The sequence below is a fragment of the Rhodoferax fermentans genome (assembly GCF_002017865.1).
In the GTDB taxonomy this organism is placed as follows: domain Bacteria; phylum Pseudomonadota; class Gammaproteobacteria; order Burkholderiales; family Burkholderiaceae_C; genus Rhodoferax; species Rhodoferax fermentans.
The window spans coordinates 3,424,504-3,449,064 of record NZ_MTJN01000002.1 but is presented as its reverse complement, the minus strand read 5'-3'; the positions used below and the strand labels follow the sequence as shown (position 1 = coordinate 3,449,064).

The following is a 24,561-nucleotide window of genomic DNA, read 5'->3' as shown; positions in this document are numbered from 1 at the left end:
CTGTATAAGGGCTAGCGGCCAATTTCCTTGTAAAAATTATTTAACCGGGATCGGCTGGTTGGCTGGCACCGGCACAGCGGTGACGCTGTTTTTGGGGCTGCCGTCAATGATCTTGTCGGAGTACACCAGATAGACCAGCGTGTTGCGCTTGACATCCACCATACGCACCACCCGCACGTGTTTGAACAAGAAAGACGAGCGGGCGTTGAACACCTCGTCCTGTTTGTCCACTTTCTCCTTGAAGCTGATCGGGCCAACCTGGCGGCAGGCCACAGCGGCATCTGAGGTGTCCTCAGCCAGGCCCAGCGCACCGGCATAACCGCCGGTTTTGGCGTGGGACAGGTAACACGACACACCGTCGACCACCGGGTCATCAAACACATCGACCACCACCTTGTCGTTGGGGCTGAGCAGCTTGAAGGTGGTGCTGACATCACCAATGGTTTCGGCGCTGGTCGCCAGTGTGGTGCAGCCCAGCAGGAGTGATAAGAGTAGTTTTTTCATAGCAGGGTGTCCTTGTATTGATTGGGCTTGAGGGTTGTTTTGCATCAAACCTGGGTTGGGGCCAGGCTGGCGGGTGCAAGCGCCGGGCCGACCCATTGTTCCAGCACACGGCGCAGCTGCTCGGGCTGGATCGGTTTGCTCAGGTAATCGTCCATGCCAGCGGCCAGGCAGCGTTCGCGGTCACCCTGGATGGCATTGGCGGTCATGGCGATGATGGGCAGGTGAGGCAGCCCGTTGGCCTGCAAGCTGCGGATCGCGGCGGTGGCCTCAAAACCGTCCATCAACGGCATCTGGCAGTCCATCAGCACCGCGGCATAACGTGGGCCGTTGCCCGCCATCGACTCGGTCACTGCCTGCACGGCCCACTGGCCGTTGTCCACGATGTCGAGCTGGTAACCCAGCTTGCTCAGCAGCAGTCTGGCCACACGCTGGTTGACCAGGTTGTCCTCGGCCAGCAACAGGTGTTGTGGTGATGGCGCGGCGTCTGCGGCTGGGCTGCTGATGGGCTGTTCCGGGTCCATGTTGGGGATGAACAGCTGCGAGTCTACAAACTGCGGTGGCTCGTTGTTATGGACCGGGTCCAGCGTCAGCAGCGGAAGGCTGAACCAGAAGGTCGCGCCATGGCCGAGTTGGCTGCTGACACCAATCTCGCCGCCCATCAGTTCCACCAGGCGTTTGCAGATGGCCAGGCCCAGGCCGGTGCCGCCGTATTTGCGGGTGGTGGAGCTGTCGGCCTGGGTGAAAGATTGGAACAACCTGGCCTGGGTACTGGGGCTGATGCCGATGCCGGTGTCGGTGACCTCGATGCGCAGCTGCTGCGTGTCTTTGTCGTGGACCGGTCGGGCCGTCAGGGTCACGCTGCCAGACTCGGTGAACTTGATGCCGTTGCCCACCAGATTGAGCACAATCTGGCGCAGCCGGGTCGGGTCACCCAGCAGCCGGGGCGGCAGGCCGGGGTCGATCTGGCAGGACAAGCTGAGGGACTTTTCCCGTGCCTTGATGCCGAGCATCTCCACCGAACTGCTCAACACCTGGCTCAGGTCGAAGCTGGTGAGTTCGATGTCGAGTTTGCCGGCCTCGATTTTCGAGAAGTCCAGGATGTCGTTGATGATGTCCATCAGCGCCTGGGCCGACTCACGCAACATGCCGGTGAAGTCGCGCTGCTCATCATCAAGCGGGGTGTCGAGCAGCAGCTCGGTCATGCCCACAATGCCGTTCATCGGGGTGCGGATCTCGTGGCTCATGGTGGAGAGGAACTCACTCTTGAGCCGGGAGTTCTCCAGCGCCTGGTCACGCGCCTGACGCAGCGCGGCCTCGGCCTGTTTGCGCAGCCCGATGTCGGTCAACACACCGATGAAATGGCTGACCTGTCCCTGCTCGTTGTGCACCGGTGACAGGTGCAGCTCACCCACATAACTGGTGCCGTCCTGGCGCTGGTAGTCCACCTCCTGGGTCAGGCTCAGGCCCTGGTTGATGGCTTGGCGGATGGGTTCGAGCTCGGCTTCGGTGGTTTTCGGGCTGCGCAGAAAACTGATGCGCTTGCCGACACATTGCTGCGCCGAATACCCGGTGATGCGGCAAAAGCCCGCATTCACATACAGGATCAGCGGGCCTTCTGGGTGGGGCGTGGCATCCATGATGTGGATGCCCTGGTTGGTCTCGCCAATCGCCGACTCGATCAGTTTGAGCTGGGTGCGGGTGCGCACCTCGTCGGAGATGTCGCGTTTGATCGCAACAAAGTGGGTGATCTGGCCGTTGTCTGTGATGGGGGTCACCGTCATCTGTTCCGGGTAAAGCGCACCATTCTTGCGGCGGTTGCTCAGCTCACCCTCCCACGGTTTGCCGCTGAGCAGGGTTTGCCACATGCTGCTGTAGAAGGCTTCGTCATGCACACCTGAGCGCAGCATGCTGGTGGGCTGGCCGATGGCATCCAGCGCGCTGTAGCCGGTGATCCGTGTAAACGCCGGGTTGACGTAGTTGATCACCCCGGCACGGTTGGCAATCACGATGGCATTGGCGGCCGCGTCCAGTGCGGCTTGCTGCAGCCGCAGCTGCGAGCGTGCCGCCAGCCGCTCGGTGATGTCCTGGAACGACAGCAGCGAACCCGCCAGCTGGCCTTTGAGTTGCAGGGGTCTGGCGCCAAAAGACACCGGGATCACATGACCGTCACGGTGCACCAGGTGGTCTTCACCATGCAGGGCCAGGCCCTGTTTCAGCGCAGCGTACAGCCTGCATTCGGTGGCCGGGTAGGGTGAACCATCGGCGCGGCTGTGGTGAATGGCTGTGTGTGCGTTGCGTCCCAACAGGTCGGCGGCGGACCAGCCCAGAATACGGACGGCTGCCGCATTGATGTAGGTGATGTTGCCGTCCAGGTCGGTGGTGTACACACCGTCGGCCAGGGTGTCCAGAATGGCCGCGTTCTGCGTGCGTTGTTCGTCGGTTTCTTCGCGGGCACGGTGGGTGTCTTGCAGGGCATGGGCCAGACGGCGCATGAACAACAGCACCAGCGAGCCACCCAACACCACCACCAGGGCAATCAAGCTGGTCTCCATCTGGCGCAGCTGCTGGCTTTGCCGCACCAGATCGGCTTGCAGGGTGCGCAGGCGCTGGTCACTGTCTTGCAACAGCTGGTTGGCACCGAGGTTAATGCGCTCAAACTGCGGAGAAATCTGTTTGAGCTCGGTCGCCAGCGCTTTTTCGGTGCCCAGAAATTCGGCTGAGCGACCGGCGTTCAACGCCAGCCAGCGCATGGACAGCAGCGGCAGCAGCGCGTTGGTGCGTTCGCGGATCTGGTTGAGCTGGGGCCGCAGGCTGGCCAGCGCCTCGGTCATCGGCTGGCTGGCGGCCTCAGGCTGGTACGTGACTTGGCGTGCCACTTCACCCGCCAAGTCAAGGGCCAAACGCTGGGTGCTGCCGCCGTTTTGCAGCACATCCAGGTTGTGCAACAGCTCGTCCAAATGCTGGTTGATGTGGTTGAGGGTGTCGGCCACACCCGCCTCATCGGGTGTGATGGCGAGCCGGTAAAACTCTTTCTCGACCAGGCTGCTGCTGCGCACAATTTCCTCACCCACCAACAGGCGGGCCCGCTCGTTGTCACCCCGCTGGCGGATCTGGGTTTCCAGATGGTCAAAATAAGCGCGCAGCCCAAACACCATCAGCAGGCACAGCAGCGTGATGCCGACCAGCCAGCGGGTGGAGGTGTTGATGGGAGATGCTGCCCCGGCCCCAGGCGGTTGTGCCTTGGTCTGTGAATGCTTTGACGAGGAGCGCGGCTGGGGCATGGCCGGATGTTAGACCAGGCCCCACCAACCCAGCAGGGCGCCTGCACCCAGCAACCACAACAAATGCAGTTTGGTGCGCCAGACCAACAACGCACAGACGCCAGACAACAGCCACAGCGGCCAATGGTCTGGCGTGTTGCCCGGGTTCAGGGCCAGGATCGCGCCAGTGGCCAGCAGCAGCCCCACCACCACCGGCGCCATGCCTTGTTTAAACGCCCGCACCGCCCGCAGATCGCGGTTGTGGTGGGCCCAGCGCGAGGCCATCAGCGTGAGTGTGGTGCTGGGCAGCAGAACCCCCAGCATGGCCAGCGCCATACCGACCAGGCCATAGGCCCAGGCCAGCGGGCTGCCCGCAATGGCACCACTGGCGTTGAGCCCCACGTTCCAGCCCAGCAGCGCTACAAACAACACGTTCGGGCCGGGCGCGGCCTGCGCCAGCGCCACCGAGGCGTTGAACTGGCTGTCGAGCAACCAGCGCTGGTCATTCACCAGCATGCGGTGCATGTCGGGCAGGGTGCTGACGGCCCCCCCAATGGCCAGCAGCGAGAGTGACAAAAAATGGGTCAGCAGCAGCAACCAGTCGGCCGCCGTCAGGGTGATATTCATGCTGTGTCTCCCGTCTTGGCGGGCTCGGAGCCAGAGTCCGGGTCGGGTTTGGTCTGGGCTGGGCGGGGTCGGGCAAGCAACCGGTATGCCCACAGCGCGCCCAGGCCACCGAGTAACAGCAGCACCCAGATCAGGCGCATCCGCAGCACCGCAATGGCTACAAAAGTAAGAGCTATTACCCCGTATTGCATAAGGGCTGGAAGCACATTTGTCTTCAAAGACGGCAGCAGCTTCAGGCCCACGGCGGCGATCATGCCGGCAGCCACCGCACTCATGCCACGTAGCGCTCCTTGCACCTGGGGCAGGTCTGAGACACCGGCAAACACCACCGCCACCACCAGCACAATCAGCAGCGGAAAACACAGCAGCCCGGCCAGGGCCGTCAGCCCGCCGCGCCAGCCAAAATAACGGTCACCGAGCATCAGCGACAGATTGACCACATTGGCACCGGGCAGCACCTGGGCCACCGCCCATTCCTCGACAAACTCCTCGCGGCTCAACCAGCGCCGTTTGTCCACCAGTTCACGCTGTACCACCGCCAGCACACCACCAAAACCTTGTAATGACAACCAGGTGAAGGCCCAGAACAGCTGGCTCAGGGACAGCGGGCGCGAGCGGCCCAGCAGGGCGAGGTCGCCGTCCTTCATGTCCGAATAGTTGGTCATGCCCCTCACGCTGTCACTCCCTCGAGCGTCTGCTTGCTCAGCTGCTTGCAGGTCCAGTCGATCACGCGCGGGTGGCGGCACATTTCCAGGTGGCCGATGCCATGAAACTCAGTGACTGCCACGCCGGGCAGCACCTGCGCGGCTTGTGGAAAACAGATGTTGTCGTTGAGGTTTAAGGCAATGTGCATCAGCGCGTGTTGCGCAGCCCCCTCGCTGGTTTGCAGGGCTTGAATCCAGGGGCTGTGCCAGTGCATCTGCACCCCGTTGGGGGTGGCCACCGGCTGCGGTATACGTGTGCCCTGGTGTGGTGTGCCCAGTGTGAGGATACGCGCCGCACGGCCCAGCTGCGCTGTGTTCTGGGTGCGCAGCCAGGCCCGGATGGCCAACCCGCCCATGCTGTGGCCCACCAGCGCCACCTGTGGTGCACCGGTCTCGGCCTGCAGACGCTGGACTGCAGCCTCAATCACCGCTGCGTAGCCATCGATGGAACCAAACAGCGGCTCCAGGTCCACCGCCAGCACCGGATGCCCGGCCTGGCGCAAGGCCAGTGTCATGTCATCCCAGACGCGGTGGTTACACAGGTAACCATGCACCAGCACCACGGGCACGGCGCCAGCGCCTAGTTCGCCAGGGGGCGTGGCCAACGGCATCTGCACACCGTTGGGGCGGCGTGGCCAAGGCTGGCGCAGCATAAACACCAGCACCGCGGAGATGTATTCGGCCCACAACACCCGCCACCACAGTGCCGCTGGCCCCCCTGTACGCGACTGGATGAGGGAGGTCAGGATTACCAAAAACTGTAGCAGCAAAGGCAGGCACAGCATGGTCAAGGGCAGCAAAATCAGGGACAAGGCGCCACCGCTTTGCTGTGTCGCCTCGATGGCCAGCCAGCTGCCCAGCACGGCACCACACAGCAGTTGAAACAGGTAAAGCGCACGCAGGAGGAGAGCTAGCATGGTCAGGCAAGGGGGTGGGATGGGTCACAATTGTCGGCGATTGAACCGCCGCAGCATGGGCCTGCCATCATGGCGGGTTCCACACCTCTTTTTTGCATCCAGCCTCAACATGCCCCAAGTCATCAGCCTCCAGACCGGCAGCGCCCGGCGCGTCTTGATCAACGGCCGTGCCGTGATGACGGCGATCCACAAACAACCCGTGGCGGGCCCGCTGCCGGTGTTGCCATTGGGTGTGTCGGGTGATGAGCAGGCCGACTTGTCGGTGCACGGCGGGCTCGACAAGGCGGTGTATGCCTACCCGTCAGAGCATTACCCGCTGTGGCAGGCTGCACGCCAGGCGGCGGGGCTCACCGGGATTGATGAGACTTTGCCGTGGGGCAGCATGGGTGAAAACCTGACGCTCTCAGGTCTGCTGGAGTCTGATGTGTGGGTCGGTGATCTGCTGTTGTTTGCCAACTGTGTGCTGCGTGTGACCAAACCACGCGAGCCCTGTTACAAGTTCAACGCGGCCATGGGCTTCAACACCGCCGCCAAAACCATGGCGCAGAACGGTTTCTGCGGTTTTTATTTGGCGGTGCAAGAGCCGGGCAGCCTGCAGGCGGGCGACAACTTTGAGCTGCTTCCCGGGCCCCGAAGCATGGGTATTCCCGAGAGTTTCAGGGCCAAGATGTTCAAGCATCAGCGCTGAACTTCGACTGCTGGCGCGTCAGGGCTTGGCCACCCGGACTTTGCCGACATAGTTGCCCTTGCATGCTGAGCCTTTGCAGTCGGTGCTGAGCATCTGCGTGATGATTGGGCCTGCGTAGTTGCGCGCGCCAAAGTGGCCGATGCCGCCCAGATCGCGCGGGACCAGTTGTTTGATGTCCTGGTCGACCGAGTCGACCCACGAGGGTGGGGGGGCCGCAGGATCGGCACCCAGATTGAGCTGAGCCCGCACATTGCTTGACGCCTCAAACAAAGGACCGCTGGTGCATTTCACGGGTGCCACAAAGGAGGGCAGTGTCAGCGGGCAGTGGATGTCGTCCTGTGGGCCAGCGCTGATGGTGTAGAAACTGACGTCGGGGTGTCGCTGTGGTGCGTGTCGCAGGCTGTGCTCACCCTGGACCGCCGTCCAGCGGTTGCGGCCACCCCACCAAGGAAAATCTGGGTAGAAACCAAACTCGTAAAAAGCACCTGCCTGGCCGCTGCGCTCGGCTTGGCAGGTGGATGCGGCGTAGATACCCCAGATGCAGGAGTTCAAGCCATGGATGCCGCCAGCAATGTTGATGAAACGTCGAACCGACGCCCAGGCCTTGTCGTTTTTGCCGTACTCGGGGTCGGAGTGGTAATCCAGTGCCGCCAGACTCATCGACACACCGAGCGAGTGGCCAACGATGTCGACTTTTGTGCTGCCCGTGTAGGCTTTCACGGACTCAATGAACTGCCAGATCACCTCATATTTGCTGGGCTGATGGAAATTGCTCGCGGTGTGGCTGAACTCCTGTTCTTGTTTGGCCGGGTCAAGGTAAGTGACGCCAAAAACCTCGCAGTCGTTGTAACCCCGCGCCTTGAGTTCCTGGTACACCGAGGGCCGCTGCGGCTTGCCTGCACGTGCCGGTGCGGGCGAGTCCCAGCCGATGGCACTGTCACCATTGCCATGCACCAGCACCACCGGCGTGTGTGTGATCTTGTCCTGGCAGCCCGCGCCGCCGCCAAAGCCGCCAAATGGCGCTGGCGGTGTAAAACCACCTGCAAACTGCGCCGGTTGGCGCAAGGCATTACTGCATTTTGGAAAGTTGAAGCCGCCGCATTCCAGTGCAAGTGCGTTGCCGACGCTGAGCAGGCTGATCAGGGCCAGACAGGGAGAGAAGGTTTGCAAGACACGTTGTCGCATGTTGCCCTCCGGTACAGGATGGATGATCCACTTCGGCGAAGGCCAGTTGGGGCGCTGCCCTTGAGGGCTGCTGCCGTGGCCTCCGGTCTTCATGATAAATCTGCTGTTTGGGCGTGGAGGTGAAAACGCTGCTTGCTACCAGGGTCGGCACGCCAGGTGTGTGTTGTGGGCCACAGGTGAGTGACCAGGGCAGGCTTAGGGGCGACGGGTTGCCCGGTACCGGCGATAAAAATCTGCACCGTGGGCCAAACCAGCCAGAGCCAGACACATCAGTACCAGCCCACTGAGAGACTGCGGCTGCGATACCCGATAGGCCAGCATCAGCAGAAAACCGGGCACCAGACCCAAGCCCAGGTCCAGCCACGGCAAGCCACGGCCACTGCGCTGGTGCATCAGTCCGAGCACAACAAACTCCACGACCGTGAAGACGAGGATGAAGTCCAGAAAATGGGGTGACAAGGCCAGGTCGTTCATGCGCGGGAACCAGGTTGCTACATTAATAGCAGCACATTGTGCAGGTTTTTTTATGGGCTAGAGCGTGTTTTTGTTCGCATTGATGCGGGAGATCAGCGCGTCTTTGTCGGCCCAGAGCTGGTTGACCCACTGCTGAACGGTCTCGCGCAACGCCTGCTCGTGGTTTTGTCCCGGTGCGGGGGGGGCCTCAGGCACGGGCAGGGTGCGCGCCTGCACCACCACCCGGCTCACGCGCCCCATCAGGAACTGGGTGAACGTTGGGCGGCCCTGTGGGTAGACGATGGTGATGTCAAGCACCGCGCCAAATTTTTCACCCATGGCGTCCAGTGCCAGGGTCACACCCCCAGCCTTGGGCTTGAGCAGGTGTTGGTAGGGTGATTTCTGGCGCTGCTGTTTGGCGGGTGTGAAACGGGTGCCTTCCAGAAAATTCATCACGCAGGTGGGCACCAGCGCGTATTTCTCGCAGGCTTTGCGGGTGGTGGCCGCATCCTTGCCACGGGCTTCAGGGTGTTGTTTCAGATAGGCCTCGCTGTGACGGCGCATGAACGGAAACTCCAGCGCCCACCAGGCCAGGCCCATGATGGGCACCCAGATCAGCTCTTTTTTGAGGAAAAATTTGAGCAGCGGAATACGCCGGTTCAGCACATGCTGCAGCACCAGAATATCGACCCAGCTCTGGTGGTTACACACCACCAGGTACCACTGGCGCGGGCTCACATCCTGGATGCCGCTGACCTGCCAGTCGAGTTTTTGCGTCAGACGCATCCAGGCGCTGTTACCGGCAATCCAGGCCTCGGCAATACGCAACAGCATCGGGTCAATCAGCAGACGTACGGCCTTGAAGGGCAGCAGCAGTTTGATGACGGAGGCGCCCAGCAAGATGGGCACCCAGAACAGGATGTTGAGCAGCATCAGGATGCTGGCCAAGATACCAATCAGCGGGGCAGGTAAAAAGTGGAACATGGTGCCATCCCGTGTGTCTGACGCCTGTGTCGCCGTCAGGACGTCCTTGTCAGGAGATTCTCTAGCTGTCAGACCTCTTTCTTAGTCTGCTTTGTCGGCACGCCGAGCACAAGCACGGCGCGCAACACAGTCTGACTGTCAGTAGGCAATCCTGGGGACATCCAGGCTGCTGGCATGTGTCATGGGAGGCAGCTTGTATTTCTCAACCAGAGCCAACAGACGGGTGGCCTGCTCAGTGAGTGAAATCGCCGCAGCGCTGGCTTCTTCGGCCATGGCAGCGTTTTGCTGAGCCAGATCCTCCAGCCCTTGCATGGCTTCACGGGTTTCCGTGATGGTTTGCAGCTGGGTGGCCGCATCGTGGTGGATCACGCCCATCATCTGAGACACCTGGCCGATGGATTCACTGATCTTGTGGGTGGAATCACCGGCGATGACCACCTGTTGTGAGCCTTGCTCCACCTTGGCCTGAGAGTCCTGGATCAAAGCCCGGATGTCTTTGGCGGCCACCGCACTGCGGCTGGCGAGTTGGCGCACTTCGGTGGCCACCACCGCAAAACCGCGTCCTTGTTCACCCGCCCGCGCGGCTTCTACCGCCGCATTGAGCGCCAAGATGTTGGTCTGGAACGAGACGCCATCGATCAGGCCGATGATTTCGGCGATTTGACGCGAAGCGGCATTCACACTGGCCATGATGGCAACCGCCCCCGAGACCACCTGTTCACCTTGTGCCGCATCGTTGCGGGCCGAGTCGGCAAGCCGATTGGCGTTGCGGGCAGATTCTGTGGTCTGTTCGACCGAGGCCACCAAGGTCCGCATGGCATGGGCGGCGCGCTGCAAATTGCTGGCGGTGTCTTCGGTGCGTGAACCCAGTTGTGTGCTGCCCTGGGAGATTTCATTGGCGCCTTGCATGATGGAGCGCGAGCTTTGCACCACGTCAAAGGCCAGCTCACCCTGCTTCACACGCAAATCCTCCAGCGCCATCAGCAATTGCCCGATTTCGTCACGACGCCCTGAAACCACCGGCTCAGACAGGTCGTGGTCGGCCATGCGTCTGGCAGCTTGCACCGCCTGTTCCACACCTTGTGTGACATTGTGGGTGATCCACCAGCCCAGGCTGGCAGCGAGCACCAGCGCAATGGCCGCACCGGTCAACAAAATCAGGTGGGTGGAGGTGCTCAGACCGGCAGAACTCTGGGCGGTCAAGAGACTTTGCTCTTCGTCCCAGGCGGTCAGTCGTTCGGAGCTGACTTTCCATTCTTCGAGCAGGCCGGTCCACTTGGGCAATTCGGAGATGAACATCAGACGGACATTAAAACCAACCGCATCCGGGCCACGGTCCCCACCTTCCTGGGCGGCGAGTTTCAGCAGTTCCTGCACAGCGGCACTGCGTTTTTCAACGTCGTCAATCAAGGCAATACCTGCCGGGTCGGAGATCATCGCGCGCGCCTTGGTGGCGCTCTCGCTGAAGCTCTTGTGAATGCCGGTCAGCTGCGCGTGCCCTTTGGCGTTGGCGTTCTCCATCGAGGTGCCAATCATGCGCAGTGTGGTGCCGTAATTACTGACACTGCGCTCAATACCCCTGACAGCCTGGCTACGTTGTGCACCTGTGCCCGCCGCCGCGTCCAGTGCGCTGCTCATCGTCTGGACTCGCTGCATGGCGATTCCCGTCAGAAACAGCAGGATCAGCAGAATCAGCCCGAAGGCCAGCATCATGCGATGAGATAAACGTAATGAACCTAAGGAGTTTGTATTTGTCGTTGACATAGAAATTTTGCCTATCCTGGACCATACAACGTGGGTTGCTGGTATGTAAATCTCATGATCCAACCTCTTCGCGGGTGTGATGATCCCTTGGTAGGAATGTAACTCAACCGTGTCATGTGTCGATCAATGTGCTGCGCCATCGGTCCCAACATCTCGTGACGGATTGGTGTCACACACCCATCTACCATACCAGAACTGGGCGCACCGGCGCAAGGCTTGGCCGCAGGTAAGATGGGCGGCTTTTAGGGGGCTCATGGGGTGGCTGTGTTGATGACGTCAATTCTTCCGATCGGTCTGGGCGCGGCATTCGGCGCGGTGCTGCGCTGGCTGATCAGCACCCGGCTCAACAGCCTGTGGCCGTCCTTGCCACCGGGGACCCTGGTGGCCAACTTGGTGGGGGGCTATCTGATTGGGGTGGCCCTGTCCTACTTTGCGCTGCACACCGAGCTCTCACCACAATGGCGATTGCTGGTGATCACCGGCTTTCTGGGCGGGCTGACGACGTTTTCGACCTTTTCTGCCGAGGTGGTGACACAGTTGCAGCAGGGCAACCTGTTCTGGGCTTTTGCCACGATCAGCACCCATGTGCTGGGTTCACTGGCCATGACCTTCCTGGGCATGGCCACGGTGGCGGCACTGACCTGAGGCCTGCCATCTACCGGGGAGTTTCTGATGAACGGTTACCAAGTCACATTCTTCACCTAGCAGGACCGCCGCAACCACGGCTTGCCGCTGGCCGACTGGCTGATCAAGGCAGCGCGTGATCTGGGCATTGCCGGTGGCACCGTGCTGGCTGCGTCGGAAGGCCTGGGCCATGACAAGCGCCTGCACTCGGCCCATTTTTTTGAGCTGGCTGACCAGCCGGTCGAGGTCACCTTTGCCCTGTCTGAGCTTGAGGTCAGCGCGCTGTTTGCGCTGCTGGCGCAGGAAAACGTCCGCCTGTTCTACACCAAGGTGCCGGTGGAGTACGGCGTGATCGGCGCCGCCAGCCACTGAGTTGACTGCGGCTTTTGGCCATCCGATTGCGGTCGTTAGCCCGTTGGACCTTGGGTTTCAGGCCCTGATGGCCGTGTTGACAAGCCCAAAACCTTACACTCGGGCGCTTCCCCATCCCCTGAAGTGTGCATGAACGCCCCTGTTGACGTGTCTTTTTTCCCGCGTGCCGCCAAGCCGCTGACCAGTTACCGCAAGTTCTGGGCTGCACGTTTTGGCACGGCCCCGCATTTGCCGATGAGCCGCGCCGAGATGGACAAACTGGGCTGGGACAGCTGCGACATCGTGCTGGTGACGGGTGACGCGTATGTGGACCACCCGAGTTTTGGCATGGCGGTGATTGGTCGCATGCTGGAGGCGCAAGGTTTTCGCGTGGGCATCATCGCCCAGCCCGACTGGCAAAGTGCCGAGCCGTTCCGGGTCTTGGGCAAACCCAACCTGTTCTGGGGTGTGACCGCGGGCAACATGGACAGCATGATCAACCGCTACACGGCGGACCGCAAAATCCGCACCGACGACGCCTACACCCCCGGTGACGTGGGTGGCAAGCGCCCGGACCGTGCCGCCATCGTCTACAGCCAGCGCTGCCGCGAGGCGTTCAAGGACGTGCCCATCATCCTGGGTGGCATCGAAGGCAGCCTGCGGCGCATCGCGCACTACGATTATTGGAGCGACAAGGTGCGACGCAGCATCGTGGTGGACGCCAAATGTGATCTGCTGCTGTACGGCAACGCCGAACGCGCCTTGGTCGAGGTGGCGCACCGCTTGGCGGCACGTGAGCCGATCGAGGCCATCACCGATGTGCGTGGCACCGCCTTTGTGCGCCGCACCGATGACGACAGCCGCCTGGGCTGGTTCGAGATCACGTCGACCAGCGTGGACGAACCGGGCCGCATCGAGTCGCACATCAACCCCTACCAGACCACCAGCGAACAGGCTGCAGGGCAGGGCAGTTCTTGTGCCAAGGAAGAAGGTCAGGGTGTTACAGATTCAGTAGCTGTCAGCCCAGAAGATACAAGGGCTACAGGCCAATTTTCCTCACAAGCCCCCGTGGCTGCTGCTCAGCCGCTGACCTTCTACGCCAATCCCGCGCTGCCCAGCGGCAAACTCAAACTGCCGCCGCGTGACCGATCCGTGATCCGCCTGCCCAGTTACGAGCAGGTCAAGGCCGACCCGGTGCTGTACGCCCACGCTAACCGCGTCCTGCATCTGGAAACCAACCCTGGCAACGCCCGTGCGCTGGTGCAGGCGCATGGTGAAGGCGCTACGGCGCGTGACGTTTGGATCAACCCGCCGCCAATCCCGCTCACCACGGCCGAGATGGACTATGTGTTTGACCTGCCTTACGCGCGGGCACCACACCCGAGCTACGCTGACGAGAACGGCAGCCACGACGGCGCCACCAAGATCCCGGCCTGGGAGATGATCCGCTTTTCCGTCAACATCATGCGCGGCTGTTTTGGCGGCTGCACCTTTTGCTCGATCACCGAGCACGAAGGCCGCATCATCCAAAGCCGCTCGGAAGACTCGATCATCAAAGAGATCGAAGACATCCGTGACAAGGTCAAAGGTTTCACCGGCACCATTTCCGACCTGGGTGGGCCGACAGCCAACATGTACCGCCTGGGCTGCAAAAGCCCCGAGATTGAGGCCGCCTGTCGCAAACCAAGCTGCGTTTACCCCGGTGTCTGCCAGAACCTCGGCACCGACCACCATCCGCTGGTGCAGATTTACCGCCGTGGCCGCGCCCTCAAAGGCATCAAGAAGATATTGATTGGCTCGGGCGTGCGTTATGACCTGGCGGTCTTGAGCCCAGAATATGTCAAGGAACTGGTCCAGCACCATGTCGGTGGTTACCTCAAGATCGCACCGGAACACACCGAGCAGGGCCCGCTGTCGAAGATGATGAAGCCGGGCATTGGCACCTACGACAAGTTCAAGACCCTGTTTGACAAGTTCACCGCCGAGGCAGGCAAAAAGCAGTTCCTGATCCCGTACTTCATCGCCGCCCACCCCGGCACCACCGATGAAGACATGATGAACCTGGCGATCTGGCTCAAAAAGCATGGTTTCCGCGCCGACCAGGTGCAGACCTTCTACCCGAGCCCGATGGCCACCGCCACCACGATGTACCACACCGGGCGCAACCCGCTGCGCGGTGTGCGCCGCGAGGTGCAGAGCGACGACGACACGGTTGACGTGGTACGCGGTGAAAAACGCCGACGCCTGCACAAGGCTTTTCTGCGCTATCACGATGCGAGCAACTGGCCCTTGTTGCGTGAGGCCTTGAAGGCCATGGGGCGTTCAGACCTGATCGGCAACGGCAAACACCACCTGATCCCGACCTGGCAGCCGCTGGGGGATGAGGGTTACCAGAGTGCCCGCAAAAAGAACTCGACACCGTCGGGTGCCAAACCTCAGAGCGCCGTTGCAGCCAAACCGGTCAAAGGCCGGATGCTGACCCAGCACACCGGCTTGCCGCCACGAGATACCGGCACAAGCCGCGCCAAACCGTCGCGTCGCCCGCGCTGACAGGTCGGTGGGTGGGATGGTGCTGAACACTGCGTCCTAAGCCTCACAGAGCAAGCGGTAGCCCACCCCGGTTTCGGTCAGCAAATGTTGTGGCTGGGCCGGGTCGGCTTCGAGTTTTTGCCGCAGATGGCCCATGTAAATGCGCAGGTAGTGGCTCTGCTCGGCGTGGGACGGGCCCCACACGTCGCGCAGCAGCTGTTTGTGGGTGATCACGCGCCCAACATTGGTCATCAGCACCGTGAGCAGACGGTATTCCAGCGGTGTCAGATGCACCTCCACCCCGGCGCGGCGCACCACGCGTTCCACCCGGTTCACCTCCACGTCACCAAACACAAAGACCGGGCTGGCCGAGGTGTCGGCGTCACCTGCTGCTTCGGCTGACACGGTCCTGGGCCGACGTAGATTGGCACGCACCCGTGCCATCAGCTCACCCAGTCCAAAGGGTTTGGTTAAATAGTCGTCGGCACCGGCGTCCAGCGCGGCAATCTTGTCGGCCTCGTTGCTGCGGGCTGACAGCACGATGATTGGCACGTTGGTCCAGCTGCGCACATCGCGGATCAGGTCCAGGCCGTCACCGTCGGGCAGGCCCAGGTCGACGATCAGCAGATCCGGCTTGCGTGTGCCGGCGTCGGCCAAACCCCGCCGGGCGGTGTCGGCCTCAAACACTTGCCAGCCCTCGGCCTCCAGCGCGGCACGCACAAAACGGCGGATCTGGATTTCGTCTTCGATCAGGATGACGACGGGCTGGGTCATGGCACTTCGGGTGGTGAGTTTCTGGGCAGGCTGAAGCTGAAGATGGCACCGGCGTCAGCCGCCTGCGCCGCGCTGATCTTGCCGCGATGGGCGTCGATGATAGCTTTGCAGATCGCCAGCCCCAGGCCCACCCCGCGGGTGGACGACTCATGGTGGCCGCGTGTGAATTTGGCAAACAGTTCATCTTCCCGGCCTTTCACGTGGTGCGGCAGGCCCGGGCCAAAATCACGCACACTGACCACCAGCGTGTTGGGTGTGACGCTGGCGCTGACCACCATGGCAGGGTTGGCCGGGGGCGTGGTGACGCCGTATTTGGCGGCGTTTTCCAACAGGTTGACCAGAACACGCTCAATCAGGCTGGCATCAAACTCCACCAAAGGCAGGTCGACCGGCAGCTCAGTTCGCACCACCAGCGCACCCAGCGCATGGCGGGCCGAACGGATCGCACTGCCGACAATTTCCTCCACCGATTGCCAGTCTTTGCGTAATTCGACCTGGCCACTTTGCAAGCGGGCCATCTCCAGCATGTTGGTAACCAGGCTGCTCAATTCACGCGCCTCCTGGCTGATGGTCTGGGCAGAGCTGCGCTGCTCTGGGTTCAAGGGGGTCGAAGCCGCCAACACCTCGGCTTGCCCCACCAGTGCGGTCAAGGGGGTGCGGATGTCATGCGACATGGCTGCCAGCAAGGTGTTGCGCAGCCGTTCGGACTCCATCTGCACCACCGCCGCCTGGGCCACATCCACATAGTGCACCCGCTCCAGCGCAATGGCGATTTGCCGCGCCAGCGTTTCCAGTTGCTGGATCTGTTCCGGAATCAGCAGCCAGCGTGGCTTGGGCACCCGCACGGCCAGCACACCCCGAATGCGCATTGGCGCCTGCAAGGGCACAAAATGCCAGGAACTGCCGGGTAGCGTGGCGGTGGCCGCACCGGCCCGCTGCCCATGGCGAAACGCCCAGTCCGCCACACTGGTGTCGAGTGAGGTCGGTAAATGGGCACCACAATCAAGCTGGTCATTGGCGTCCGGCAACAGCACCCGCGCTTCACCGCCAAACGCACGGCTCACCAGACTCTCGGCGCTCTCCACCACCTGTGAGGTGAGCAAAGCGCCAGACAAATCACGCGTCAGCTCAAACAGCGCCTGGGCGCGCTGTTCACGGCTCGCCGCCACCTGCGCGGCAAAGCGCAGGTTGGCGGTCAAGCGGCCAATCAGCAGGCCCACCACCAGCATCACGAAAAAGGTCATCAGGTACTGGATGTCGGTCACCGCAAACGAAAAACGCGGCTGCACAAAAAAGAAGTCAAACACCGCCACCGACAACACCGCAGCCAGCATCGACGGCCCACGACCCAGCTTGACCGCCACCAGCACCACACACAACAGGAACAACATGACGATGTTGGCCAGGTCAAACAAACGCGCCAAGGGCAGCGCGAACAAAGTTGTCAGCAGGCAAATACCCGTCGCCCAGGCATAACGCGGCATGTCTTCCACCCAGTTGTGGCCTTGTGTCTCGTCCTGCACTGGGCGTGGCAAGGCGGGGGGCAGTTTGCGCACACTCTCAGACGCCCCGACCTCGACCAGATCAATGCCGGGGGCCAGGGTGGCTAACTGGCGTGCCAGCGTTGGGCGCCAGATGCGCCGCAGTTGGCGCCAGTGCGAGCTGGCTGGCCGCCCCAGCACCAGGGTGGCACAGTTCAGGGTCTGGGCATGGGTCATCAAGGCCTGGGCTTCGTCCTCACCGGTCAGCACAGCGGTGCTGGCACCCAGCTCCTCGGCCAGCTTGAGCACCGTCAATACCCGGTCGCGCTCCGGCGCCGGGCGCCTTTGCAAGGCGGGTGTTTCCACATAAGCGGCAAACCAGCGCACATTGAGTTGCCCCGCCAATCGTGCGGCGCTGCGCACCGCATGTTCGGCGCCAGCCTGCGGCCCCACACACACCAGCATCGCGCCTGAAGTGTTCCAGGCCGGTGTGCCGCTGGTCTGGCTGCTGAGGGTTTTCTGGGTGTGGCGTGTGCGGTAGGTGCGCACATCGTCACCCACGTGTTCGGCGGTGCGGCGCAGGGCGATTTCGCGCAAGGCGATCAAATTGCCTTTGCGAAAGAAGTTCTGGCTGGCCCGCTGCGCTTGCTGGGGAATGTAAACCTTGCCAGCCTTCAATCTGGCCAGCAATTCCTCGGCGGTGACATCCACCAGCACCAGTTCATCGGCGTCATCCAGCACGGTGTCGGGCACCGTCTCGTTGACCCGCACGCCGGTGATGGCCCCCACGGTGCCGTTCAGGCTCTCCAGATGTTGCACATTGAGTGCACTCCAGACGTTGATGCCGGCATCCAGCAACTCCTGCACATCCTGCCAGCGTTTCGGGTGCCGCGAGCCTGGGGCATTGCTGTGCGCCAGCTCGTCGACCAGAAGGATGTCAGGCTTGGCAGCCAGGGCGGCATCCAGGTCCAGTTCCAGCAGCACCTGACCCCGGTGGGGTAACTTGCGCAGGGGCAACAGCGTCAGGTCAGCCAACAAGGCCTGGGTCTCCTGGCGGCCATGGGTTTCCACCACGCCCACCAAGACCTTGTGCCCGGCCTGCTGCGCCTGGCGCGCCGCACCGAGCAAAGCATAGGTCTTGCCAACACCGGCGCTGGCCCCAAAGTAGATGCGCAATGTGCCACGCTTGACCGTCTGCTCCTCCTCGCGCAGCTGTGCCAACAGCACGTCGGGGTCGGGTCTGGCGTCAGTGGAGAGAGGCATGTCCGGAGTGTGCATCAAGCGCCACATTCAATTGCAACACGTTGACCACCGGCTCACCCAACAGGCCCAGCAGCGGGCGCTGTGTGGCCTGGTCGATCAGGCCCTGCACCACCTGGGCAGGCAGCTGGCGCGCCTTGGCCACACGATCCAGCTGGTACTGCGCGGCGGCTGGGCTGATGTGCGGGTCCAGACCACTGGCAGAGGCTGTGACCAGGTCCACCGGAACCGCTGCGGTGTTGCCGGGGTCCGCTGCACGCAGCGCCGTCACTCGGGCTGTGACAGCGTCCAGCAGGGCCGGGTTCATCGGCCCGAGGTTGGAACCACCCGAGGCGGCGGCGTTGTTGGCCATGGGGCTGGTGGCAGATGGGCGGCCCCAGAAATAGGCCGGGTCGGTGAAGTGCTGCCCGATCAGGCTGGAGCCCAGCACTTGGCCGTCGCGCACCATCAGGCTGCCGTGGGCCTGGGCCGGAAACAGGTTCTGGGCCAGTCCGGTCACCAGCAGCGGGTAGGCCAGACCGGTCAAAAAAGAGAGCGCAACAAACAGCACCAAAGCGGGTCTGAGTATGTTTTTCATGGATGTTCCTGTGAATTGTGTCCTGGCAGGGCAGGGTGGCTGAATCTGTGAGCAAATTGGCCTCTAGCCCTTATGAATAAAGGGCAGATAGCTATATTTTGAATAGTATTGAGTCGGTGGCGAAGAACTAGGTCATGTGCAGGCCCACCAGCAACATGTCGATGAGTTTGATGCCAACAAAAGGCACCACCAAGCCACCCAAGCCGTAGATCGCCATGTTGCGACGCAGCAGCGCCGCCGCACCCACCGGGCGGTAGGCCACACCCTTGAGGGCTAGCGGAATCAGAAACATGATGATCAAGGCGTTAAAAATCACCGCTGACAAAATCGCCGAATTGGGGCTGCCTAGCTGCATCACATTGAGCGCACCCAGCTGCGGGTAGGTCGACACAAAAATGGCCGGGATGATGGCAAAGTACTTGGCCACGTCATTGGCAATCGAGAAGGTGGTGAGTGAGCCGCGTGTCATCAGCAAGGCCTTGCCAGTCTCCACAATCTCCAGCAACTTGGTGGGATTCGAGTCCAGGTCCACCATGTTGCCGGCTTCTTTGGCGGCTTGGGTGCCGCTGTTCATGGCCACGGCCACGTCGGCTTGAGCGAGCGCCGGAGCGTCGTTGGTACCGTCGCCGGTCATGGCCACCAGGCGACCTTCTGCTTGGTATTGGCGAATCAGCTTGAGTTTGTCTTCGGGCGTGGCTTCGGCCAGAAAGTCGTCGACACCGGCCTCGGCCGCAATCGCCGCCGCCGTGAGTTTGTTGTCGCCGGTGATCATCACCGTTTTGATGCCCATACGACGCAACTCGCCAAAACGCTCCCGGATGCCACTTTTGACAATGTCTTTGAGCTCCACAATGCCGAGCACCTGCTGGCCATCAGCCACCGCCAAGGGTGTGCTGCCGCGCCGCGACACCTCGTCGGCGGTACGCAGGACTTTCGCGGGCATGCTGCCACCCAGAGCCTCCACATGTTTGCGGATGGCATCTACCGCCCCTTTGCGCAACTGGCGTGTGCTGCCATCCGGGTCGCGGGCATCCATGCCACTCATGCGGGTTTGGGCGGTAAACGGCACTTCCAGCACCTCACCCGTCAAAGCCTCGTTGGCACCCAGGCGCTGGGCCAGCACCACAATGCTGCGCCCCTCGGGGGTTTCGTCGGCCATTGACGCTTGTGTGGCGCAGTTGGCCAGTTGCACTTCAGACACGCCTGGTGCGGGTAAAAAGGCTGAGGCCTGACGGTTGCCGTGGGTGATGGTGCCAGTTTTGTCCAGCAGCAGCACATCCACATCCCCGGCGGCCTCTACGGCCCGGCCCGAGGTGGCGATCACGTTGGCCTGCATCATGCGGCTCATGCCCGCCACACCCACGGCCGACAACAGGCCACCAATCGTGGTCGGGATCAGACACACCAGCAAAGCAATCAAGGCGGTGAGGCTGACCACCGTGCCAGAACCCGAAGCCTCCACGCTGAAGATGGAAAACGGCAGCAACGTGGCAGTCACCACCAGGAACACCATCGTCAGCGCCACCAGCAAAATGGTGAGCGCGATTTCATTCGGGGTCTTCTGGCGCTTGGCGCCTTCGACCATACCGATCATGCGGTCCAGGAAAGACTCACCCGGGTTGACGGTGATAGACACCACCAGCCAGTCTGACAACACGCGGGTGCCGCCGGTGACCGAGCTGAAGTCGCCACCCGACTCACGCACCACCGGCGCCGACTCACCGGTGATGGCGCTCTCGTCCACGGTGGCCACCCCTTGGATCACTTCACCGTCCAGCGGGATCATCTCGCCGGTATCGACCAGCACCACGTCGCCTTTGCGCAAGTTTTCTGCTTGTTCGGGCAACCAAGTCGAACCAAACACCGGTTCTTTGAGCTTCTTGGCCCAGGTGCTGGTTTTAAGGCCACGCAGCGAGGCAGCCTGCGCCTTGCTGCGACCTTCGGCCAGGCTCTCGGCAAAGTTGGCAAACAGCACGGTGAACCATAACCAGGCCGAAATGGCCAGGATAAAACCCGTGCCTTGTTCTGCCTGCAGCCCCAACAAGGTGGTCACGATACTGCCCAGGTAGACCACAAACATCACCGGGTTGCGCCACTGCACACGCGGGCTGAGTTTGGTGAAAGAGGCCAGAACTGCGGGCTTGAGCAAGGCCACATCCGGCAGTTTCAGAGTTGTTGTTTTCATAAAAATGACTCGCCTTTAACGTCAAATTGCACAGCGACTGTTTTCACCCTCTCCCGCAGCGGGAGAGGGCCGGGGTGAGGGAAGCTGGTTTGGATGTGTTTCATGCCGCAGGCCACAACATCAGGTGCTCGACCACCGGCCCCAGCGCCAGCGCTGGCACATAGTTCAATAAACCCACCAGCAACACGGTGCCGATCAGCAGGAAGACAAACAAGGGGCCGTGGGTTGGCATGGTGCCCACGGTTACCGGCAGCCGTTTTTTGGCAGCCAGCGCACCGGCAATCGCCAGCACCGGCACGATCACACCAAACCGGCCCAGCCACATGACCAGCCCTAGCAGCGTGTTGTAGAAAGGGGTGTTGGCAGACAGGCCCGCAAACGCGCTGCCGTTGTTGTTGGCCGCCGAGCTCAGGGCGTACAACACTTCTGAAAAACCATGCGGCCCCGGGTTGGTTATGCCCGCCGCACCAGCGCCTGCCATGAGGGCAATGGCAGTACCTGCCAATACCAGGATCGGTGTCACCAGGATCGTGATCGAGGTGAGTTTCATCTCAAACACTTCGATCTTTTTGCCCAGGTATTCGGGGGTGCGCCCAATCATCAGGCCCGCGATGAACACCGCCAGGATGGCAAACACCAGCATGCCGTAGAGCCCGCTGCCGACCCCGCCAAACACCACCTCACCGAGCTGCATCAGCACCATCGGCACCATGCCCCCCAGCGGGGTGAACGAATCGTGCATGGCATTCACCGCACCACACGAAGCGGCGGTGGTGATGACGGCAAACAGGGCCGAGGCATTGATGCCAAAACGGGCTTCTTTGCCTTCCATATTGCCACCCGCTTGTTGCGCGCTGCTCAACTGGTCGACACCCAAAGAGGACAGCAACGGGTTGCCCGCTTGCTCAGCCGGTGTGATGGCGATCACGGCCACCACAAACAGCACCGTCATCGCTGCCAACACAGCCCAGCCTTGGCGACGGTCACCCACTTCTCGCCCAAACGCAAAACACAGGGCAGTGGGAATCAAGAAAATCGCCAGCATCTGCAGGAAGTTGCTCAACGCGGTGGGGTTCTCGAATGGGTGGGCCGAGTTGGCGTTAAAAAAGCCACCACCATTGGTGCCCAGCATCTTGATGGCTTCCTGCGAGGCCACCGGCCCCATGGCCAGGGTTTGGGTGGTGGTTTGGGCGTCTTCCATCACCGGCTGGCCATTGTCATCCTGCAGGGCTTGGCCGTCTGTGCCCAGCTTGGCTTGCTGGAAGGTGTTGACTTCCAGGGTGGTGGCCTCCTTGTAGGCATCCAAGTTCTGCACCACACCCTGGCTCACCAGAGCCAGAGCCAACACCAGCGACAGTGGCAACAACACCCAGGCCGTGATGCGGGTGATATCGACCCAGAAGTTGCCAATCACCCCGGTGGCGCGGGCAGCAAAACCCCTGATCAGTGCAAACACCACGGCAATGCCGGTGGCGGCAGACAAGAAGTTCTGCACCGCCAAGGCCAGCATCTGGGTCAGGTAACTCATGGTGGATTCACCGCCGTAACCTTGCCAGTTGGTGTTGGTGACGAAACTGATGGCGGTGTTGAAGGCGGAATCTGGCGATACCGCGGCCATACCCGCCGGGTTCAGTGGCAGCCAGATCTGCAACCTTTGCAGCGCATACACCACGAGTACGCCCAGTCCATTAAAAACCAGCAAGGCCAACGCATACTGCGTCCAGTGCATGGAGCGATCAGCCGCTGTGCCAGCCAAGCGGTAGAGTGGCGCCTCCACCCGCTGCATCCAGTGTGGCAACTGGCCAGAAGCGATTCGCGCTAGCCAGACACCTAAAGGCCTGGCCGCAACCAGCAACACCCCAAGAAACAGAGCCAACAGGCCCCAGGCAGAAGGGCTCATCAAAACTCCTCAGCGCACAGCAGCGCGTAAACCAGATACACCAGCAGCAAAGCCACACACAAGCCTGCCGCGCCATAGAGGGTGGGCTGGCTGATCATGCTGGCTGCCCCTTGCCAACTTGGCCCAGCTGTTCGAAACCTTTGGCGAGCAGGGCGGTCACAGCCCACAACAAGGCCGCACCGGCCAGAATCACCATGTCCATGCACTTTCTCCTGTCAACAACGATGGGAGAAGCTTATTTTTTTGGGCGTAAAAACGGGGAAGAAAGAGGAAATGGCGCCGTAAAAAAAGCGTAAAAATGCGACGGGCGACGCGCCAATACCGAAACTTTCACACGCTGGACTTCAGAGGTCCGGCCTTGCCGTCTGTTCAGGCCAGCTGGCGTCGCCGTGCCGAGGCACAAGCCTGCGTGAGCGTCAAGTGGGCGACGCTGATGGCGCGGTGGTTGGCAGGCGCAGCACAAACTCCGCACCGCCCTGCGGGTGGTTATGGGCGCTCAGGCTGCCGCCGTGGCGTTTGACAATGCCGTAGCCGATGGACAAGCCCAGGCCCGTGCCTTTGCCCACCGGTTTGGTGGTGAAAAACGGCTCAAAAATCCGCGACATCACCTGGGGTTCGATGCCCGGGCCGTTGTCGTGAAGTGAGATCACCACCCAGTTGTCCTCGCGGCTGGCAGCAATGCGCAGTTTGGGGGAGGGGCCACCCGGTGTGGCAGCCGCGTCGTAGGCGTTCTGGATCAGGTTCATCAGCACCTGCAGCAGCTGCCCGGCGTTGCCCATCACGGTGCAGCCCGGGCAATCCTGAAAGACCACATCAAAGTCAAGCTTCATGCCGGTGCGCACCCAATGGATGGCGCGCTCAACGATGCTGCTGATGGCCACCAGCTCGCGCTCTTCACCATCGAGCACCGAAAAACGTTTGAGGCCGTCCACGATGCTCGCGGTGCGCTGGGCGCCTTCGATGGTGCCGTCCATCAATGAGGGTAGGTCTTGCAGGATGTGTTCAATGCGCAGTTTGTGCGCCAGGGCGGCCAGCTCGGGGTTGAGGCTGAAGGCGGCTTCGGCGTGTAAAGCGTCCAGGTACTGGCGCAGCCGGGTGGTGTAGCGGTTGAGCACATGCACATTGCCCAGCACAAAGCTGATCGGGTTGTTGAGTTCATGCGCCACCCCCGCAACCAATCGGCCCAGCGAGGACATTTTTTCGGCATGCAACAGCTGCTGCTGGGTCAGTTTGAGCGCTTCGTGGGCTTCGTGTAACTGGTGGTAGGCGCGTTTGATTTCGGCCATGGGTCGGCCCACAAACACATAACCCACACAGCGCCGTCGGCCATCAAAACGTGGTGTCACGGTGAAGTCCACCGGCACCGCTTGGCCTGCCTTGTCGCGCAGCATCAGCTCCACCGTGTCGCCCTGGCGCAGCTGGGTGGTGCGCTGCATCATGCCCTGCAACAGCTCGGCACCCAGGCCGTTGTGCAACAGGCTGTGCATCGGCACACCCATCAAGGCCTCGTCGCTGCTGCCCACCAGCTCGCACAGGGCCTGGTTGGTTTGTTCGATCAAGCCGTTGGCGTCGGCTGCCACCAGCACGTCCGACATCGAGGACAGCAGGCTGAACACCAGTTGTTGTGAGGCCTCCAGCTGGGCATTTTTCTGCTCCAGCGCCACCTCGTCGGCCAGCAGGCGCGAATAAACCTCGTCCATTTTCTGGATCACATCGAGCCAGGCGCCTTCGTCCACCCCTTCCTGCAGGTGGGGTGTGGCGCTGAGGTCTGGCCGGGGCAGGTCCATGGTGTTC

Annotated in this window: 19 protein-coding genes and 1 pseudogene; 4 read left to right on the top strand and 16 right to left on the bottom strand. The window is 61.8% G+C overall.

What is annotated here, in order from left to right; translation table 11 throughout:
• Positions 1 to 36: 36 nt before the first annotated feature.
• Genes RF819_RS16025 through RF819_RS16005 form a run of 5 tightly spaced genes read right to left on the bottom strand, consistent with a single transcriptional unit; the run spans position 37 to position 6,012 of the window.
• Positions 37 to 504 (bottom strand): CreA family protein, encoded by a 468-nt coding sequence (locus tag RF819_RS16025; RefSeq protein ID WP_078365903.1) that lies wholly within the window; start codon positions 502 to 504, stop codon positions 37 to 39.
• Positions 505 to 548: 44 nt separating this feature from the next.
• Positions 549 to 3,785, bottom strand: a complete 3,237-nt coding sequence (locus RF819_RS16020) for a PAS domain S-box protein (RefSeq protein WP_078365902.1) — start codon at positions 3,783 to 3,785, stop codon at positions 549 to 551.
• 9 nt (positions 3,786 to 3,794) lie between these two features.
• Positions 3,795 to 4,391, bottom strand: a complete 597-nt coding sequence (locus RF819_RS16015) for a chromate transporter (protein WP_078365901.1) — start codon at positions 4,389 to 4,391, stop codon at positions 3,795 to 3,797.
• Complete coding sequence (locus RF819_RS16010) at positions 4,388 to 5,056, bottom strand: chromate transporter (protein ID WP_242472649.1); 669 nt, start codon at positions 5,054 to 5,056, stop codon at positions 4,388 to 4,390. Before RF819_RS16010 ends, RF819_RS16015 begins: the two co-directional genes overlap by 4 nt.
• 5 nt (positions 5,057 to 5,061) lie before the next feature.
• Positions 5,062 to 6,012, bottom strand: a complete 951-nt coding sequence (locus RF819_RS16005) for an esterase/lipase family protein (RefSeq protein ID WP_078365900.1) — start codon at positions 6,010 to 6,012, stop codon at positions 5,062 to 5,064.
• A gap of 109 nt (positions 6,013 to 6,121) precedes the next feature.
• On the opposite strand from RF819_RS16005, the gene RF819_RS16000 reads away from it, so the two are divergent.
• Positions 6,122 to 6,700, top strand: coding sequence for an MOSC domain-containing protein (locus RF819_RS16000; protein ID WP_078365899.1), 579 nt, complete (start codon positions 6,122 to 6,124; stop codon positions 6,698 to 6,700).
• Positions 6,701 to 6,718: 18 nt separating this feature from the next.
• Here the strand turns inward: RF819_RS16000 and phaZ7 are convergent, their stop codons facing one another.
• From phaZ7 to RF819_RS15980, 4 genes are all read right to left on the bottom strand, one after another.
• Positions 6,719 to 7,885 (bottom strand): extracellular native short-chain-length polyhydroxyalkanoate depolymerase PhaZ7, encoded by a 1,167-nt coding sequence (phaZ7, locus tag RF819_RS15995; protein ID WP_158081301.1) that lies wholly within the window; start codon positions 7,883 to 7,885, stop codon positions 6,719 to 6,721.
• Positions 7,886 to 8,080: 195 nt separating this feature from the next.
• Complete coding sequence (locus RF819_RS15990; protein WP_078365897.1) at positions 8,081 to 8,359, bottom strand: hypothetical protein; 279 nt, start codon at positions 8,357 to 8,359, stop codon at positions 8,081 to 8,083.
• Between the two features lie 57 nt (positions 8,360 to 8,416).
• Positions 8,417 to 9,322 carry an acyltransferase gene (locus RF819_RS15985; protein WP_078365896.1) on the bottom strand — a complete coding sequence of 302 codons (906 nt, stop codon included), beginning with the start codon at positions 9,320 to 9,322 and terminating at the stop codon, positions 8,417 to 8,419.
• Between the two features lie 138 nt (positions 9,323 to 9,460).
• Complete coding sequence (locus tag RF819_RS15980; RefSeq protein ID WP_158081300.1) at positions 9,461 to 11,035, bottom strand: methyl-accepting chemotaxis protein; 1,575 nt, start codon at positions 11,033 to 11,035, stop codon at positions 9,461 to 9,463.
• 318 nt (positions 11,036 to 11,353) lie between these two features.
• On the opposite strand from RF819_RS15980, the gene crcB reads away from it, so the two are divergent.
• The 3 genes and pseudogenes from crcB (at position 11,354) to RF819_RS15965 (ending at position 14,611) form a co-directional block, all read left to right on the top strand.
• Positions 11,354 to 11,731, top strand: a complete 378-nt coding sequence (crcB, locus tag RF819_RS15975; RefSeq protein WP_143541839.1) for a fluoride efflux transporter CrcB — start codon at positions 11,354 to 11,356, stop codon at positions 11,729 to 11,731.
• A gap of 75 nt (positions 11,732 to 11,806) precedes the next feature.
• Positions 11,807 to 12,082: pseudogene (locus RF819_RS15970) on the top strand (DUF190 domain-containing protein); the annotation flags it as partial.
• Positions 12,083 to 12,211: 129 nt separating this feature from the next.
• The gene (locus RF819_RS15965; RefSeq protein ID WP_078365894.1) at positions 12,212 to 14,611 is read left to right on the top strand and encodes a YgiQ family radical SAM protein; all 2,400 of its coding nucleotides are present in this window, start codon (positions 12,212 to 12,214) and stop codon (positions 14,609 to 14,611) included.
• 36 nt (positions 14,612 to 14,647) lie between these two features.
• On the opposite strand, the gene kdpE is transcribed toward RF819_RS15965, so the two are convergent.
• The 7 genes from kdpE to RF819_RS15930 form a co-directional block, all read right to left on the bottom strand.
• Positions 14,648 to 15,364 (bottom strand): two-component system response regulator KdpE, encoded by a 717-nt coding sequence (gene kdpE, locus RF819_RS15960; protein WP_078365893.1) that lies wholly within the window; start codon positions 15,362 to 15,364, stop codon positions 14,648 to 14,650.
• On the bottom strand, positions 15,361 to 18,108 hold the full coding sequence (locus RF819_RS15955) for a DUF4118 domain-containing protein (protein WP_078365892.1): 2,748 nt from the start codon (positions 18,106 to 18,108) through the stop codon (positions 15,361 to 15,363). The genes kdpE and RF819_RS15955 overlap by 4 nt, the downstream gene beginning before the upstream one ends.
• Positions 18,092 to 18,682 carry a potassium-transporting ATPase subunit KdpC gene (gene kdpC, locus RF819_RS15950; RefSeq protein WP_078365891.1) on the bottom strand — a complete coding sequence of 197 codons (591 nt, stop codon included), beginning with the start codon at positions 18,680 to 18,682 and terminating at the stop codon, positions 18,092 to 18,094. The genes RF819_RS15955 and kdpC overlap by 17 nt, the downstream gene beginning before the upstream one ends.
• Before the next feature lie 127 nt (positions 18,683 to 18,809).
• Complete coding sequence (gene kdpB, locus RF819_RS15945) at positions 18,810 to 20,867, bottom strand: potassium-transporting ATPase subunit KdpB (protein ID WP_078365890.1); 2,058 nt, start codon at positions 20,865 to 20,867, stop codon at positions 18,810 to 18,812.
• 100 nt (positions 20,868 to 20,967) lie between these two features.
• The gene (gene kdpA / locus RF819_RS15940; RefSeq protein ID WP_078365889.1) at positions 20,968 to 22,767 is read right to left on the bottom strand and encodes a potassium-transporting ATPase subunit KdpA; all 1,800 of its coding nucleotides are present in this window, start codon (positions 22,765 to 22,767) and stop codon (positions 20,968 to 20,970) included.
• Positions 22,767 to 22,865 (bottom strand): potassium-transporting ATPase subunit F, encoded by a 99-nt coding sequence (locus tag RF819_RS15935; RefSeq protein WP_078365888.1) that lies wholly within the window; start codon positions 22,863 to 22,865, stop codon positions 22,767 to 22,769. The genes kdpA and RF819_RS15935 overlap by 1 nt, the downstream gene beginning before the upstream one ends.
• 318 nt (positions 22,866 to 23,183) lie before the next feature.
• A complete protein-coding gene (locus tag RF819_RS15930; protein ID WP_078366990.1) occupies positions 23,184 to 24,554 on the bottom strand; it encodes a sensor histidine kinase in 1,371 nt (456 codons plus the stop codon).
• Positions 24,555 to 24,561 lie beyond the last annotated feature (7 nt).